Source organism: Pseudomonas sp. EA_65y_Pfl1_P113, from assembly GCF_963970525.1.
In the GTDB taxonomy this organism is placed as follows: Bacteria; Pseudomonadota; Gammaproteobacteria; order Pseudomonadales; family Pseudomonadaceae; genus Aquipseudomonas; species Aquipseudomonas tritici.
The window spans coordinates 1-16096 of sequence record NZ_CAXAQM010000022.1; the positions used below are offsets into that span (position 1 = coordinate 1).

11 protein-coding genes and 1 pseudogene are annotated in these 16096 nt (G+C 59.2%); 9 read left to right on the forward strand and 3 right to left on the reverse strand.

Annotated elements, in window-relative coordinates:
- Nucleotides 1-177 (reverse strand): annotated as a pseudogene (locus AACY52_RS19340) (ribonucleotide-diphosphate reductase subunit beta); the annotation flags it as partial.
- 484 nt (nt 178-661) lie between these two features.
- Between AACY52_RS19340 and vapB the strand changes: the two are divergent.
- Together vapB and AACY52_RS19350 are read left to right on the forward strand one after the other, a co-directional pair.
- The gene (gene vapB / locus AACY52_RS19345) at nt 662-892 is read left to right on the forward strand and encodes a type II toxin-antitoxin system VapB family antitoxin (protein WP_339420786.1); all 231 of its coding nucleotides are present in this window, start codon (nt 662-664) and stop codon (nt 890-892) included.
- Entirely contained in the window at nt 889-1302 is a 414-nt protein-coding gene (locus AACY52_RS19350) for a type II toxin-antitoxin system VapC family toxin (RefSeq protein WP_339420784.1), read from the forward strand. The genes vapB and AACY52_RS19350 overlap by 4 nt, the downstream gene beginning before the upstream one ends.
- A 159-nt stretch (nt 1303-1461) precedes the next feature.
- Here the strand turns inward: AACY52_RS19350 and AACY52_RS19355 are convergent, their stop codons facing one another.
- Complete coding sequence (locus AACY52_RS19355; protein WP_339420782.1) at nt 1462-1731, reverse strand: DUF2790 domain-containing protein; 270 nt, start codon at nt 1729-1731, stop codon at nt 1462-1464.
- Between the two features lie 397 nt (nt 1732-2128).
- Between AACY52_RS19355 and acs the strand changes: the two genes are divergently transcribed.
- From acs to argR, 7 genes are all read left to right on the forward strand, one after another.
- On the forward strand, nt 2129-4084 hold the full coding sequence (gene acs / locus AACY52_RS19360) for an acetate--CoA ligase (protein WP_339420780.1): 1956 nt from the start codon (nt 2129-2131) through the stop codon (nt 4082-4084).
- Between the two features lie 632 nt (nt 4085-4716).
- Nucleotides 4717-5502, forward strand: a complete 786-nt coding sequence (locus tag AACY52_RS19365; protein ID WP_339420778.1) for an ABC transporter substrate-binding protein — start codon at nt 4717-4719, stop codon at nt 5500-5502.
- 90 nt (nt 5503-5592) lie between these two features.
- A complete protein-coding gene (locus AACY52_RS19370; protein WP_032886746.1) occupies nt 5593-6282 on the forward strand; it encodes an ABC transporter permease in 690 nt (229 codons plus the stop codon).
- Nucleotides 6279-6977, forward strand: coding sequence for an ABC transporter permease (locus AACY52_RS19375; RefSeq protein ID WP_339457272.1), 699 nt, complete (start codon nt 6279-6281; stop codon nt 6975-6977). Before AACY52_RS19370 ends, AACY52_RS19375 begins: the two co-directional genes overlap by 4 nt.
- Before the next feature lies 1 nt (nt 6978).
- Nucleotides 6979-8091, forward strand: coding sequence for a succinylglutamate desuccinylase/aspartoacylase family protein (locus AACY52_RS19380; RefSeq protein ID WP_339420774.1), 1113 nt, complete (start codon nt 6979-6981; stop codon nt 8089-8091).
- 27 nt (nt 8092-8118) lie between these two features.
- Complete coding sequence (locus AACY52_RS19385) at nt 8119-8883, forward strand: ABC transporter ATP-binding protein (RefSeq protein WP_005790637.1); 765 nt, start codon at nt 8119-8121, stop codon at nt 8881-8883.
- Between the two features lie 160 nt (nt 8884-9043).
- Nucleotides 9044-10024, forward strand: a complete 981-nt coding sequence (gene argR / locus AACY52_RS19390) for a transcriptional regulator ArgR (RefSeq protein ID WP_339420771.1) — start codon at nt 9044-9046, stop codon at nt 10022-10024.
- A 3-nt stretch (nt 10025-10027) separates the two neighbouring features.
- Here the strand turns inward: argR and AACY52_RS19395 are convergent, their stop codons facing one another.
- Complete coding sequence (locus AACY52_RS19395; RefSeq protein WP_339560715.1) at nt 10028-15916, reverse strand: dermonecrotic toxin domain-containing protein; 5889 nt, start codon at nt 15914-15916, stop codon at nt 10028-10030.
- Between the last annotated feature and the right edge of the window lie 180 nt (nt 15917-16096).

The following is a 16096-nucleotide window of genomic DNA, read 5'->3' on the forward strand; positions in this document are numbered from 1 at the left end:
CTTGGCGCGCACGATGGCGGCGGAGTCATTGGCGGTGACGGCGCGGGCTTCGATGGCGGCGGCAGCGCCGGCACCGTCGAGGCGGTCCATGTTGGCTTCGGTGGCGTGGCCGGCGTTGGCGCCTTTGGTGGCTACTTCGCCTTCATCTTCTTTGTCGAATTCGTCCCAGCTCAGCATGACGTGTCGTCTCCTGCGTGAGGGCTCAAAGGTGCCCGTGTGAAACCGGATGGTTGGGTGTTCACACGGCCCAGAGGCCGCGGTGGATCTTAAGGAATCGTTTGTTGCAGCAGCTAGCGCAGGCATTAAACGGAATAGGGTTACGGGTACTCTGCGTGAGGCTTGAGGTGCGGAGCGGTGCGTGCTTGCTCCTGCGGAGGCCTCAGGTCTGGCTCTTCGTCCCTATGTAAAGGGATATTGCAGGCCCGATTTACCCGCGCATTGTAGGGGAAAAAAATGGGTTTGTGTTGGGACGGATAGTCTCGGAGGGAGAGCAAAATGAACGTCGTTACGGCCAGGGTCTTGGTTTGCAAGGGTTTGCGACTTCAGGATTTTTTTCGTGAATGCGGGAGGCTTCCGATCGTCGGCAAAGCGCCCTATGCCTTGCATATGTCTGTTTGGGTCCTTACATTGCATATGTCATGCATAGGTAGGAGTTCTAATCATGCGCACAGTCTCAATTTTTAAAAACGGAAAGAACCAAGCTATTCGGTTTCCAAACGATATGGCTTATGAGGGCGTCGGTGAGCTCGAAATTACTCGCAATGGCGACACGATTACGCTGCGCCCCGTCCGGCCTAGCTGGGGGTCTCTGAGTGATTTGCCTAAGGCGGACGAGGATTTTCTCCAAGAGCGTCAGGACGTCGTTGGCGATGAAGGCAGGTTCAATCTGTGACGACATACATGCTGGATACCTGCATTTGCTCGTTCATCATGCGTGAGCGGCCCGAGTGTGTATTGCAGCGGTTGGCGGCGGAGGTGGCGAGGAGTAATCGAATTGTTATCTCGGCAATTACCTATGCCGAAATGCGGTACGGGCAGATTGGTAAGAAGGCCTCTCCCCAGCACAAGACATTGGTTGATGAGTTTGTAAAGCGGCTTGATGAAGTACTGCCTTGGGGGCCGGCAGCCGTGGGTGCGACGGTCGAGGTGAAGCGAAGCCTTACTGAGACAGGGCTGATCATTGGTCAAAATGACACAGCTATCGCAGGGCATGCGATTGCGGCGGGGTGTACGTTGGTGACTAACAACGTTCGGGAATTCAGTCGGGTTGCAGGATTGTCGTATGAGGACTGGGTTCATTAGGGGAGGGGAATAGATTTAGAGCTGTGGAGTCGTCTGTACGGTCTTCGCGAGCAAGCCCGCACACCGTTGGATCTAGGTGTGCCAAGGGCGGGTCCTTGGCCGCAAGAACGATTTCTTGCGGCGGCCAAGATCCGGGGTTAAACCTGTCTTAATAAGTTATTATCCGTTAGAGCAACCATTGCCCATCACGTGGTAATTAAGAATATGACGCTGACCGTGCGAGTCTTCATATTCCATCTTCACCGGTACAACTTCGCAAACTTCCGGGACATTGCTCATCGACAATACTTTGGCGACGTCCAGGTGGGTGCTGTAAGTGTAGTCCTCAACAATCGGCGGGTTCTGGCCAGCCAGCTCAGTCGGGGCCTCGTCGGCCAGGGCGGCGGTGACGCACAAGCTGCTCAAGGCCATAACTAATAAAGCTTTCATTTCTTTACTTACCTTCTTCAGGGCGAAAGGGGGCACGGGGCCCTTGTGAGGCCACGTGTGTCACTTAGGATTGGTGAGTTCGGATTAACGTTGCCTTCGTGGGGGCTGTTGCGTTGTCAATCGCGGTGCCTTTGTTGGCGGAAGTGATTCTAGGCGTGTGGGTTATATTCATATACCCGCACTTTTGATAAACACTTTTGGCGGTTTTTGTAACAATCCCCTGGTAAAGCTTTTTTCACACAGCCGCCAAGCGCCGCAGCCCGCGGGCTAGAGGCGCGAACGGGGATGTCAGGGTAATTTGTAGGGGCTTGTTACTACCATCGTCGAATGGTTCTATAGGCCAGCCCCGGCTACAACAGGGCCATACAAAAACAACTATGTCACCGAGGTAAGAAAGATGAGTGCGGCTTCCCTGTACCCCGTTCGCCCCGAAGTAGCGGCCAACACGCTGACTGACGAGGCAACCTACAAGGCCATGTACCAGCAGTCGGTGGTCAACCCCGATGGTTTCTGGCGCGAGCAAGCCAAGCGTCTTGACTGGATCAAGCCTTTCACCACGGTGAAGCAGACCTCTTTCGACGATCACCATGTCGACATCAAGTGGTTCGCCGATGGCACGCTGAACGTTTCCTACAACTGCCTGGACCGTCACCTCGCTGAGCGTGGCGACCAAGCGGCGATCATCTGGGAGGGCGATGACCCAGCCGAGAGCCGCACCATTACCTACCGCGAGCTGCATGAACAAGTCTGCAAGTTCGCCAACGCCCTGCGCGGCCAGGATGTGCACCGCGGCGATGTAGTGACGATCTATATGCCGATGATCCCCGAAGCCGTGGTCGCCATGCTGGCGTGTACCCGCATCGGTGCGATTCACTCGGTGGTGTTTGGCGGTTTTTCGCCGGAGGCCCTGGCCGGTCGTATTATCGACTGTAAGTCGAAGGTGGTGATTACCGCCGATGAAGGCATTCGCGCCGGTAAGAAAATTCCGCTGAAGGCCAACGTTGACGACGCCCTGACCAACCCGGAAACCAGCAGCATCCAGAAAGTCATCGTGTGCAAACGCACCAATGGCCAGATCAAGTGGAACCAGCATCGCGACATCTGGTACGAAGACCTGATGAAAGTGGCCGGCACTGTGTGCGCACCCAAAGAGATGGGCGCTGAAGAAGCCCTGTTCATCCTTTATACCTCCGGTTCAACCGGCAAGCCCAAAGGCGTGCAGCACACCACCGGTGGCTACCTGCTGTACGCGGCCCTGACCCATGAGCGCGTTTTCGACTACCGCCCAGGCGAGATCTACTGGTGCACCGCCGACGTCGGCTGGGTCACTGGCCACACCTACATTGTCTACGGCCCGCTGGCCAATGGCGCAACCACGCTGCTGTTCGAAGGCGTGCCGAACTATCCGGACATCACCCGGGTGGCGAAGATCGTCGACAAGCACAAGGTCAACATCCTCTACACCGCACCGACCGCGATCCGCGCGATGATGGCTTCGGGCACCGCTGCCTGTGAAGGCGCCGATGGCAGCAGCCTGCGTTTATTGGGGTCGGTGGGCGAGCCGATCAACCCGGAAGCCTGGGATTGGTACTACAAGAACGTCGGCCAATCCCGTTGCCCGATTGTCGACACTTGGTGGCAGACCGAAACCGGCGGCAACATGATGAGCCCACTGCCGGGCGCTCACGCGCTCAAGCCGGGTTCGGCCGCGCGGCCATTCTTCGGTGTGGTGCCGGCGTTGGTGGATAACCTGGGCAACCTGATTGAAGGGGCTGCCGAAGGCAATCTGGTGATCCTCGATTCGTGGCCAGGCCAGGCGCGGACGCTGTACGGCGACCATGACCGTTTCGTTGATACCTACTTCAAGACTTTCCGTGGCATGTACTTCACCGGCGACGGTGCGCGCCGTGACGAGGACGGTTACTACTGGATCACCGGCCGCGTGGACGACGTGTTGAACGTGTCCGGCCACCGCATGGGCACCGCCGAGATTGAAAGTGCCATGGTTGCCCACCCGAAAGTCGCCGAAGCGGCGGTGGTGGGTGTGCCGCACGACATCAAGGGCCAGGGCATCTATGTCTATGTCACGCTCAAAAATGGCGAAGAGCCGAACGAAGCGCTGCGCCTGGAGCTGAAAAACTGGGTGCGCAAAGAGATCGGGCCGATTGCTTCGCCGGATGTGATCCAGTGGGCACCCGGGTTGCCGAAGACGCGGTCGGGCAAAATCATGCGTCGCATCTTGCGCAAGATCGCCACGGCTGAGTATGACGGGTTGGGGGATATTTCTACCCTGGCAGACCCGGGTGTAGTGGCGCATTTGATTGAAACGCACAAGACCATGAACGTCGCGTAAGGCGGTTTGATGGGACAGAGCCCTATTCGGTGTGAGCCGGGTGGGGCTTTTTTGTGGGATCCCGAAAACAATGAAGATCAAAGGTGGGAGCAGGCAAGCCAGCGCCCACCTTTTGACGGCATTTCAAAGCAGGCCTTATGGTGTCTGACAGATCTTCATTCCATCCAAGCCAATAAATATCGGTTTCTCACGTAGGAGGTTTCTGAATGTTACCGTCGAACGCAAATGTGTAACCTCACGCCCAAACATGAGGCAAAGTGCTACGTCCCCGCCCGCAAAAGCCGCATTCCAGACACCCCAACAAATTAGATTAAACGCCACACTTGCCGTGCTAGAAGGGTTTGCGAATAATAGGCCCGCAACTTGCAGTGTCTACAGGTTTAATGTCTTTTGTCTCTGCATAAAATACAGAGGCTGTCAATGAGTTGGAACGGCTTTCTCGGTGCTTCTGTAAATTGTTGTCGCATTGAGGAAATATCGGCTTCCAGCCTGTCGTTAGAATGCCGATCACTCGCTCGTCGTCGCAGGCTTAACTGGCGTAGGACGTAGCACCGCAATTCGGTTTCCTTTAAGTCGCATCGTGGGCCATGGCTCATACTGCTGTTTTTGCCCTATACCGATGGAGTCCCAAGATGAAGAAACTCGTGCTGTTGGGCGCCCTGGCGCTGTCCGTGCTGTCCATGCAGGCTTTCGCTGAAGGCAAGCCGCTGAAAATTGGTATCGAAGCGGCTTACCCTCCGTTTGCCTCTAAAGCTCCCGATGGCAGCATCGTCGGCTTTGACTACGACATCGGCAACGCGCTGTGCGAAGAGATGAAGGTCAAGTGCACCTGGGTCGAGCAAGAATTCGACGGCCTGATCCCCGCGCTGAAAGTGCGCAAGATCGACGCGATCCTGTCGTCCATGTCCATCACTGAAGACCGCAAGAAGTCCGTGGACTTCACCAACCGCTACTACCTGACCCCCGCGCGCCTGGTGTTGAAGGAAGGCACTGCGGTCAGCGACAGTCTGGATGAACTGAAAGGCAAGAAAATCGGCGTGCAGCGCGGTTCGATCCATGACCGTTTTGCCAAGGAAGTCCTGGCCCCTAAAGGCGCCACGGTTGTGCCTTACAGCTCGCAGAACGAAATCTACCTGGACGTGGAAGCCGGTCGCCTCGACGGCACCGTGGCTGACGCTACCCTGCTGCAGGAAGGTTTCCTCGATACCCCAGCCGGCAAAGGCTACGCGTTCACCGGCCCGGCCTTCACCGACGTCAAATACTTCGGCGACGGCGTAGGCATTGCGGTACGTAAAGGCGACAAGGAAAACCTGGACCGCATCAACGCAGCGATTGCCGCGATCCGTGCCAATGGCAAGTACAAAGAAATCGAGAAAAAGTACTTCGACTTCGATATTTACGGCGCTGAAGCCAAGTAAACCGTCGTAGCTGTCTGTCCTAAATGGCGCAAGCAACAGAGTTCCTGAGGTTTGCGCCATTTTTTCATCCCCTTTTCGAGGACCTGAATCATGTTGAAAGGCTACGGGGCCGTCATCCTCGATGGCGCATGGTTGACGCTTCAGCTCGCCTTGTCGTCCATGGCCTTGGCCATTGTTCTGGGTCTGATCGGGGTCGCATTACGCCTGTCGCCGGTGCGCTGGTTGGCTTGGCTGGGTGACTTGTACTCCACGGTGATCCGCGGGATCCCCGACCTGGTGCTGATCCTGCTGATTTTCTACGGCGGTCAGGACTTGCTTAACCGCGTCGCGCCGATGCTTGGCTATGACGACTATATCGACTTGAACCCCTTGGCCGCCGGCATCGGCACCCTGGGTTTCATCTTTGGCGCCTACCTCTCGGAAACGTTTCGTGGCGCCTTCATGGCCATTCCCAAGGGCCAGGCCGAAGCCGGCCTTGCGTATGGCATGAGCAGTTTTCAGGTGTTCTTCCGGGTGATGGTGCCGCAGATGATTCGGCTGGCTATCCCTGGGTTTACCAACAACTGGCTGGTCCTCACCAAGGCCACCGCGCTGATTTCGGTGGTGGGCCTGCAAGACATGATGTTCAAGGCCAAGCAGGCGGCAGATGCCACCCGCGAGCCTTTTACCTTCTTCCTCGCAGTGGCGGCGATGTACCTGGTGATCACCAGCGTGTCGTTGCTGGCCTTGCGTTATCTTGAGAAACGCTACTCGGTAGGCGTAAGGGCGGCTGATCTATGATCTTCGACTACAACGTCATCTGGGAAGCCATGCCGCTGTACCTCGGCGGCCTGCTGATCACTCTGAAACTGCTCGCCATCTCGCTGTTCTTCGGCCTGCTCGCCGCCTTGCCCTTGGGCTTGATGCGTGTGTCCAAGCAGCCGATCGTCAATGGCGCGGCCTGGCTCTACACCTACGTGATCCGCGGCACGCCGATGCTGGTGCAGCTGTTCTTGATCTACTACGGCCTGGCCCAGTTCGAGGCGGTGCGCGAGAGTTTCGTGTGGCCGCTGCTGTCCAGCGCCACGTTCTGTGCGTGCCTGGCGTTTGCGATCAACACCAGCGCCTACACCGCCGAGATCATTGCCGGTAGCCTCAAGGCCACGCCCAACGGCGAGATCGAAGCGGCCAAGGCCATGGGTATGTCGCGCTACAAGCTGTATCGCCGCATCCTGCTGCCGTCGGCGCTGCGCCGCGCGCTGCCGCAGTACAGCAACGAAGTAATCATGATGTTGCAGACCACCAGCCTGGCCTCCATCGTCACCCTGATCGACATCACCGGTGCCGCGCGCACGGTGAACGCGCAGTTCTACCTGCCGTTCGAAGCCTATATCACCGCAGGCGTGTTCTACCTGTGCCTCACCTTTATCCTGGTGCGCCTGTTCAAGTTGGCCGAGCGCCGCTGGCTCAGCTACCTGGCTCCGCGGAAGCACTGATATGGAACGTATCGATCACCTGTTGCCCTGGGGCCACCTGGGGTGCGAGCGCCAACTGAGCGTGTTCCGCTTTGGCAAGGGCGAGCGCAAGGCGTATATCCAAGCGAGCCTGCACGCCGATGAATTGCCCGGCATGCGCGCTGCGTGGGAGCTGAAAAAGCGCCTGGCCGAGTTGGAACAGCAAGGTGCGCTCAATGGCGTGATCGAGCTGGTGCCGGTAGCCAACCCGATGGGCTTGGGCCAGTTGCTGCAAGGCAGTCACCAGGGCCGTTTCGAAGTGGGCAGCGGCAAGAACTTCAACCGCGATTTCGTCGAGTTGAGCGAGCCGGTTGCTGCGTTGCTGGACGGCAAGTTGGGCGATGATCCTCACGCCAATGTGCATATGATCCGCCAGGCGATGACCGATGCGCTCAGCGCGTTGCCCGAGCCGAGCAGCCAGCTGCAAGGCATGCAACGCATCCTGCTGAGCCACGCCTGCACCGCCGATGTAGTGCTCGACCTGCATTGCGACGCTGAAGCCGCACTGCACATGTATGCGCTGCCGCAGCACTGGCCGCAGTGGCGCTCGCTGTCGGCGCATTTGGGTGTGAAGGTCGGCCTGCTGGCGGAAGATTCCGGCGGCAGCTCGTTTGATGAAGCCTGCTCGCTGCCGTGGCTGCGCTTGTCCCAGGCGTTCCCCGAAGCACAGATCCCGTTGGCCTGCCTGGCGACGACCCTGGAACTGGGCGGCCAGGCCGACACTGGTCGTGACGAGGCGATCTTCCACGCGGAAGGCATTCTCGCGTTTCTCGCCGAGCAAGGCCTGATCAAGGGTGAATGGCCGGCTGCGCAACACGCACCGTGCGAAGGCATGCCCTTTGAAGGCACCGAGCTGCTGTTCGCCCCCCACGCCGGGGTGATCAGCTACCTGCGTAAAGCCGGTGAGTGGATCGAGAAAGGCGAGCCGATTTTTGAAGTGATTGACCCCCTGGACGACCGCGTGAGCACCGTTTGCGCGGGCACCTCGGGGGTGTTGTTTGCCGTTGAACGGCTCCGTTATGCCCAAGCGGGTTTCTGGCTGGCCAAGGTGGCGGGGCGCGAAGCGCTGCGTCACGGGCGCTTGCTCAACGACTGACCACCTGTTTTTGTGAGAACCGACCGCATGTACAAACTTGAAGTCCAAGACCTGCATAAACGCTATGGCAGTCATGAAGTGCTCAAAGGCGTGTCCCTGGCCGCCGCGGCCGGTGATGTAATCAGCATCATTGGTTCCAGTGGTTCGGGAAAAAGTACCTTTTTGCGCTGCATCAACCTGCTCGAGCAGCCTCACGCCGGCAAGATTCTGCTCAACAACGAAGAGCTGAAACTGGTGGCCAACAAAGACGGCGCCATGAAGGCCGCCGACCCTAAGCAGTTGCAACGCATGCGTTCGCGCCTGTCCATGGTGTTCCAGCATTTCAACCTGTGGTCGCACATGACCGCGCTGGAAAACGTCATGGAAGCGCCGGTGCACGTGCTGGGCATGTCGAAAAAAGAAGCCCGTGAAAAGGCCGAGCACTACCTGGCCAAAGTTGGGGTGGGCCATCGTAAGGATGCGTTCCCCGGCCATATGTCCGGCGGTGAGCAGCAGCGCGTGGCAATCGCCCGTGCCCTGGCGATGGAGCCGGAGGTGATGCTGTTCGATGAACCCACCTCTGCGCTCGACCCTGAACTGGTCGGCGAAGTGCTCAAGGTGATGCAGGACCTGGCCCAGGAAGGCCGCACCATGGTGGTGGTGACCCACGAAATGGGCTTTGCCCGTGAAGTGTCGAACCAACTGGTGTTCTTGCACAAAGGTATCGTTGAAGAACGTGGCAACCCGCGTGAGGTGCTGGTGAACCCGCAGTCGGAGCGTCTGCAGCAGTTCTTGTCAGGCAGCTTGAAATAATCAAGGCTGCTTTTGTGCACTGAAGTAGTGCATGCTCGGCAGTCTTCGGGTTGGCCCGCTCCCACATTTGGATCTTCATCAGCTTTAGAGATTTGCGTTGGTTTACGGGCTAGCATTAGCCCTTGTCTTCATTACCGTTCTTCGTTTCGGATAGCCCTCCATGACCGCCCATAAAATTGGTTTCCTGATTTGGCCCAGCACAAAAGCCCTGACGCTTGCGCTGGCTGAGGAGGCCTTGCGCGTTGCTCAGCGGGTGCATCCGGACGTGGTCTACGAGCTGTCGTTTTTGCTCGCGGAACCGGCGGCCGAAGGCGCGTGGCAACTGCCGGGCGAGCCGTGGGCCGGTAAGCTTGAGGGCTTCCAGAAACTGTTCCTGCTGGCGGACGAACCGCCGACCATCATCGCCTCGCAACTGAGCACCGCGCTCAAGCAGCTGGTGCGCGCCGGTTGCGTGATTGGCGGCTTGTCGGCGGGTGTGTACCCGCTGGCCCAGCTCGGCCTGCTCGACGGTTACCGCGCCGCCGTGCACTGGCGCTGGCAGGACGATTTCGCCGAGCGTTTCCCCAAGGTCATCGCCACCAGCCATCTGTTCGACTGGGACCGCGACCGCCTCACCGCCTGCGGTGGCATGTCTGTGCTCGATCTGCTGCTGGCAGTACTCGCCCGTGATCACGGCGCCGAACTGGCCGGTGCAGTCTCCGAAGAACTGGTGGTGGAGCGCATTCGCGAAGGCGGCGAGCGCCAGCGCATTCCACTGCAAAACCGCCTGGGTTCCAGCCATCCGAAGCTGACCCAGGCGGTTTTGTTGATGGAGGCCAATATCGAGGAACCGCTGACCACCGATGAAATCGCCCAGCACGTCTGTGTATCGCGACGACAACTCGAACGCATCTTCAAGCAATACCTCAACCGCGTCCCCAGCCAGTACTACCTGGAATTGCGCCTGAACAAGGCGCGTCAGATGCTCATGCAAACCAGCAAGTCGATCATTCAGATCGGCCTGTCGTGCGGCTTCTCCTCGGGGCCGCACTTCTCCAGCGCCTACCGCAACTTCTTTGGCGCCACACCGCGTGAAGACCGCAACCAGCGGCGCAGCAGCAGCCCGTTCGAGCTGTCTTCAGTGCCGTCCGAGCGCGGTTAGCCGTTACTCCTCATCCATGGCGTCGTCTTCCGTGACCAATGGGGCACCGTGTTCATCCACGGTCACGTCTTGGATTTGGAAATCGATCCCTGTCTGTTGGTAGTACGCGCGCAAGCGCCTCATGCTCTTTGGCGACCAGGAGTTGCCACTCAAATCCGAGTCCGCGTCGAACACCTGCAGCATTTCCATCAGTTGCGCTGGGATCTTCGTAATGGAGTTACTGCTCAGGTCGAGGTTTTGCAGCAGGGGTAGTTGAAACACACCGGCGGGCACTTCGCTTATTTCCGTGTGCGGTAAGTGCAGTGAGCTCAACTGTTGCAGGTGGGTGACGTCCGGCGCGTTATTGAGTGGGTTGTTGGCTAAGCGCAGATACTCAAGGCTGTGCAGGTCACCCATTGCCCGGGCCGCGGTCGTCGTCAGGCTGATCTCGCAGTGCGACAGGTCCAGCGTGTTCAGGTGGGGCATGCTGAAAACCGCAGATGGCAACTTACCGAGCGTGCAATGGCTGACGATCAAGGTCTGGAGGGCGCCGAAGCGGGTAAGCGTGCCATTCACATCCGTGACGGTGAATGCGCCTTTGATTTCGAGCGATGTCACATGTTCGAAACCTGCCCTCAAGACTGGCATTGCGCCGATGATCGACACGTCGAGTACTACGGCGTGAGAAAAACGATCGTCCAGGCTTTCTGTGTCTTCCGGGGTCTCGCGGCGCCACGCCTTTTCAAGCTGACGCTTCAGGCGCAGGCGATTGAGCTCTTCTTCGACGCGCAGACTGTCACCCAGTACGCCGCCAACCAGTGGATGCTGCTCAGGAATATCCTCAGTCCAATGCTGGAGGTCCGCGACCAGTTGATGGTAGTCCGCCTCAAGTGCCATCAGTGCGTTATCGATGCCGTCCAGGTCGCCGGGCAGTCCAAAAATCAATCTGTTCAGGTCTTTTTCCTGTTTTTTGGGGTAGAGCGTTTTAGCGCGGCCTCGTTGTATGGCGGGTGTCTGGATATTAAAAAACACGTCAGTACGCTGGCAGTGGGTTTTGACCTGCTCAAGGGCTTGGCGCGTCAGTGGGTTGGCAGACAGGTCGATTGCTTGGCTGACGTGGCTGGGTAGCGCGAAAAGCTCGGGGGGCAGTTCAGTGATGCTGTTCCCGCCCAGATCAATGAGGGCGCGTGGTGTTTCCGTCAACAGGCTGAGGGGCACGGCTGAAAGCCCGGTGTCCCTTAGACGCAGGGTAGTCAGGTGGGTCAGTTGACTGAAGTCCGCTGTCTCGCCCAATGGGTTGTTGCTCAGGTTCAAGTAGTTGAGTTGGGTCATGCGTTCCAGGTTCGCGCGGCTGGTTTGCGTCAGGTGGACTGAGCAGTTTTCCAGATCCAAGAGTTCGAGTTTGAGGTGCGCAAAAATCGCGGATGGGATATCGCCAAGTCTCGCTCGATAAAGACTGATCGACCGCAGTTCGGGAAAGCGGTCGAGGAAGCTTTCGACGTTGATGAATACGTCGTTGCCCCGGATCATCAGCGAGGTAATGTGCGTGAACGAAGCGTCCAAAGTGGGGAGTTCGCCAGCCAGGTTGCGGGGAATGATCAGCGAGTGCCGTTGTTGGCTGCCGGTGGTCAATTCGCGTCGCCAACTGCTTTCCAGCAACCGGCGCAGCGCGATTCTGCGTTCAACCTCTTGTGGGGCAGTGCCGGGTGTCTGTTCCCACTGGCTGAGTTGCCCTTGCAGTGTTTCCAGCTCAGCAGCCCTGCGCGCCAGTTCGATACGGCCGGCTTCGAGTGTGCCCGGCAGGTTGTAGATCAATCGGTTGAGCTCTGTTTCTGTCAGGCTTGGGTACAGTCTATGTGCCTCGTGCACCTGCGCGGTCGGTGCGTCGGCTCCGAAATCAATGCCGTGGCGTTGGTAGTAGTTCTTGACCTGTTCCAGCGTGGGCAGCGACAACGGGTTGTCGCTCAGGAAGAACGTATTGGCTTTCTGCGGGGTGATCTCAAAAAAGCCAGGTGGCAGCGTCTGGATTCGGTTGTCGTTGAGCAGCGCCACTTGTAGCTCGGCGCGACTCAGCGCTCCGGCGGGTAACTGCGCGATACCGGTGTTCGAGAAGTCGAAGTGAATCAGATCGGGCATGTTTTCGATACTGGGTGCCAGGCCCAGAGGGTTGTTAGCCAGTTCCAGCGTCTGCAAGCGGCGCATCGATGCGATCCGGGCCTGGCTGGCCGGGTCCAGGCGTATCTGGCAATTGCTCAAGCTTAGGGAATTCAAGCGTGGCAGGGTAAAAATGGAGTCTGGAACGGTACCGAGGTTAAAGCCCCTGAGCGAAAGGTGACGCAGTTGCCGGAAGCCTTGCACAAACGCGCTGGCGCCAGGGGTGTGGGGGTGTCCGCTCAGCGTTAGCAGCGACACGTGGTTGAAGTTGGCCGTCAGTTCCGGCAGCGCGCCGAGGATCGGGTACTCCAGTCGCAGGCTGTGGCCATCAACGGAGGGGTCGTCGAAGTAGTCGTCGACTTCGGTTTCGCGTCGCCAGCAGCGTCGCAACGCTTGGGCGATCATGCGCCGGTTCTGGCGCTCGTTGCTGCGTTCGGGCGCGGTTAAAGGCTGCCCAGTGTCGGGGTGGACGTCGATGACGTGTCGCCGCCAGGTACGCAGGTCACTGTCCAGTTGGCGGTACTCCTCGGCCAGTGCCGCAAGGCCGTTAGCAGCGCCTTCCGGTTGGCTGCGCAGATAGTTGAGCACGTCGTTGATTTGTCGCGCGTCGAATGCCGGGTACAGTGCCCGTGCGCGTTGCTCCAAGGTCAACGGTAACGCTGCTGGCCCTGCCTGAACGCGGTAGCCCGCATCCATTCCCAGTGCGTGCAGTGTTTCCCGACTCGGTGGGCGGATCACCTCAGGATTCAGGGCTTTTCGCAGTTCGTCGCGGGGCAGTGGGTGTTGCCGCAGGCGTTGTTGCAGCGCCGGGCCTTGATTGACGTGGAACCCTAGGGCGTTTCGTTGTGCGTCGGGCAGGGCGTTGAGCGTCGCGGTATATAGGTCGGTTTCGCCAAACAGCGGGCCTTTTTCGTCGTGAGGAACATAGCGTCCGTCGGCGGTGCGCACCAGCGTGCGTAAGAGCGGCGCATCATCCGAGCCGATGTGCAGCCATTTCTCCCCGTCGGCGGTCAGGTGTCGGGCTTCAATGCGCATATTTGGCGACCAGCCCGGTTGGACTCTCAACGTGTTCAGGGCCAGTCTTTCGCTGTCCAGGTTGGGGGATGCGATTAGGTGTTGACCCTCGTAAGCCCGGTTCAGGCGCAGTTCGGCCAGTGCGGCGCTTGCCAAGTCTGCGAGGCGCGGTGGTGTGCGTTGATGGTCGAGCTCAGACCGTTCATTCGCGCTGGCGTGGTCCAGCAAGTGTGCAGCGACCTTGGCCGGCAAGCCTGGCGCCGCCTGAGCCAACTGCTGCGTCGACGTACCTTGGCCCAGTTGCTGCTGGGCGTAACGCGACTCGAACAGCTCGGTGCGATTGCGTTCGGCGAGTCGCCCAAGCTTTTTGCGCAGTTGCTTGACGCGGTTATCCAGGCTCAGTTGCGGGTCAGCGGCGCTTTCGTCGAACTGGGCGCGGATTTCTTCCGGGCTGAGGGCTTGCAGTACGGTCTTGAGCAGTTCGCCATTGGCCAGTTGGGTTTCATGGATCTGCACGACCGGCATGCGCATGTCGCCAAACTCCCAGGCAGCCCTGCCTTCGGCGTTGAGCATGCGCAGGGAACGGGTTTTGGGCCAGTTGCCGTGGGTGGTCAGCAACTGGAGCGTGTCCTGGGGGTCGATCTGGGCATGGTCGTCAGGGTTGTCGCTGTTGAGCTGGTCTATCAGGGTTTGCAGGTCGCGATCGATGCGCAGCCGCTCAAGGGTATCGTCCAGCAGTGGCGGTATCGGCTCACCCCGTACGTGCATCTGGCGCAGGGCGTTTTCCTTGACGTTGCTGAGGTTCAAGGCCAAGCGTCGGTCGGCCTCACCCAGACCGCGCGCGCCATGTCCCAGGCGCCCCAGCAGGGTGGGTTCGTCCCATTGCAAGGGCGTGTCCAGTTCGCTGTGCCATGCGCCTGCGCCGTTGTGTTGCAGACGTGGGGTGTAGGCGTCGGGGCGGGTAGGGTGTTTGATCACATAGTCTTCGTCCCCAGCAGCTTTTTGCACGCTGTACAGCTTGTCTTCCAGTGCCAGCATGGGCTCGCCGCGCATCTGGTGCAGACCCAGGCGGTCATGGCCCAGTTTCGGCGGCAGTTTGATGTCTTGTTGATAAGGGGCAAGGTCGGGTTTCCAATAGCGCTTGGCACCATTGGCCAAGGTGACGGGCTTGAAGCGATCGATAAAGGTCAGCACTTCCTGAGGCAAAACTTTGCGCAGCTCGGCGACGCCGATGTGGCCGCCCAGGCCGAAAATACCCAGCTGTACCAAGGATTGCAGCACACTCATCAAGTGGCCAAAGGCTTCTTGGTCAAGCCCTTCGGCCCAGTCGATGACACCTTCGAAGAGGTCATCGAGCAGTTGATAGGCCATGTACGCCAGCATCAGCTCGCCCAGCCCGGGAATGAACGGTGCAACGATAAGCAGCGCGGCGTTGAGGATCGACGACGCCACATTGACGAACGAGTCCCAGCGCGCCCACCGCGCTGCGCGATCGGCCTCGGCGGTCGACACGGCCTGGGAGCGGGCGTCGTTGAGGATCTGGTTGAGTTTTTGTTGATAGAGGTGCTGCCAGGCATCGTCCTGAATCGGGGTGGCAACGAACTGTAGTTTGGGGTCGTCGGTCGGCTCCTTGCGCCACGGCGCCTGGCCGCTGCCATGCTCGGGCGGGTGCCAGGTAATGCGCGCCAGGCGCTGGCTCAGGCCTGCGAAAAACACCCCGCGGCGCTCATGGGAGACGAAACGGCTGAAAAACGTCTGGTAATTGGCATTACGCAGTTGACGGGTGAGCTCCTGCTTGAACGCCAGCGCCGATGGGTATTCCTTGAGCGGATGCAGCGGGTCATCCGGTACGTAGGCGACCAGGCGCTGCACGGTGCGCGTGGTTTCCAGGTTTGGGGCAAGCAGCAGGATGCCGGCCAGCGGCGCACCCATCAGCGTCAAGCCGTGGCAACGCAGTGGCAGGTTGCCGAGCGTCAGGTCGCTGCGCCCTTGTAATAACCCCTCGACCTGTTGCGCAAAGTCGTCCTTGATATCTGCACCGATTTTCGCCAAATGCAGTGCGGCACGCAGGGCGGCTTTTTGGCTGGTTTCGACTTTGTTCTGAATGACAGCAGCGCTCAGCGGTTCGGTCAGACCCAGTTGCAGGCGCAGGTAACGACTGTAACGCGCGCCGATATCCAGTTCGCGGCACAGGCCGGTAAACGCGCGGATGCTGATTTTTTCCAACGTGGCCGGCAGGGTATAGAACTGTCCACTGGGCGTGGGGCGGGTGATAAAGGTTGATGCCGCCTCGTAGGCGCCCTCGACGGTTTCACCCTGCTCGAAGTTGTGCAGCGCGGCGTCCAGCAATGACACGGTCCAGGTGCGCGCGGCACCGGACGGTAGCTTAAACAACGTGATGGTCTGGGGAATGTACAGGCGCAGGTAGACGGCTTCGCTGTTGAGGTGCAGGCCGTAGCGCGTCAGCAGCGCTTCTTCGAGGATGCCACGTGCGTAGGTCCTGGGGTCCTGCACATTGTTAAGCGCGTCATCCACGGTATTTTGCGCGCTCCAGTGAGCGGCGTTCAGGCGTTTGAGTTCGCCCAGCAGCGCGGGGCTGGTGTGCAGTGGTTTTGGTTGGGCTTGGGACATGGCTTGGTGCTTGGCGCTGGAGGCCTTGCCCAGCCAGTCGGGAATGGCGGTTTGCAGCAGGTGATAGTGGCTGTCGGGCTGAACGGTATCAGTAGGGGGTGTTGGCGTGCTCATGGGCGCAACTCTGAATGGCAACAAAGCACATCAGTAGATCAGTGCGTTTCCCCCGGCCTGCTCTAGATAGTTAGTTTAAACTGCGCCATTGCGATGCTATTTGTCGCATTGGCGTAAACCCGCCAAAATCGCGGGTTGGCGCTATAAGAAGTTGTCGCTTGGCGGCAAGGCCCTACTGAA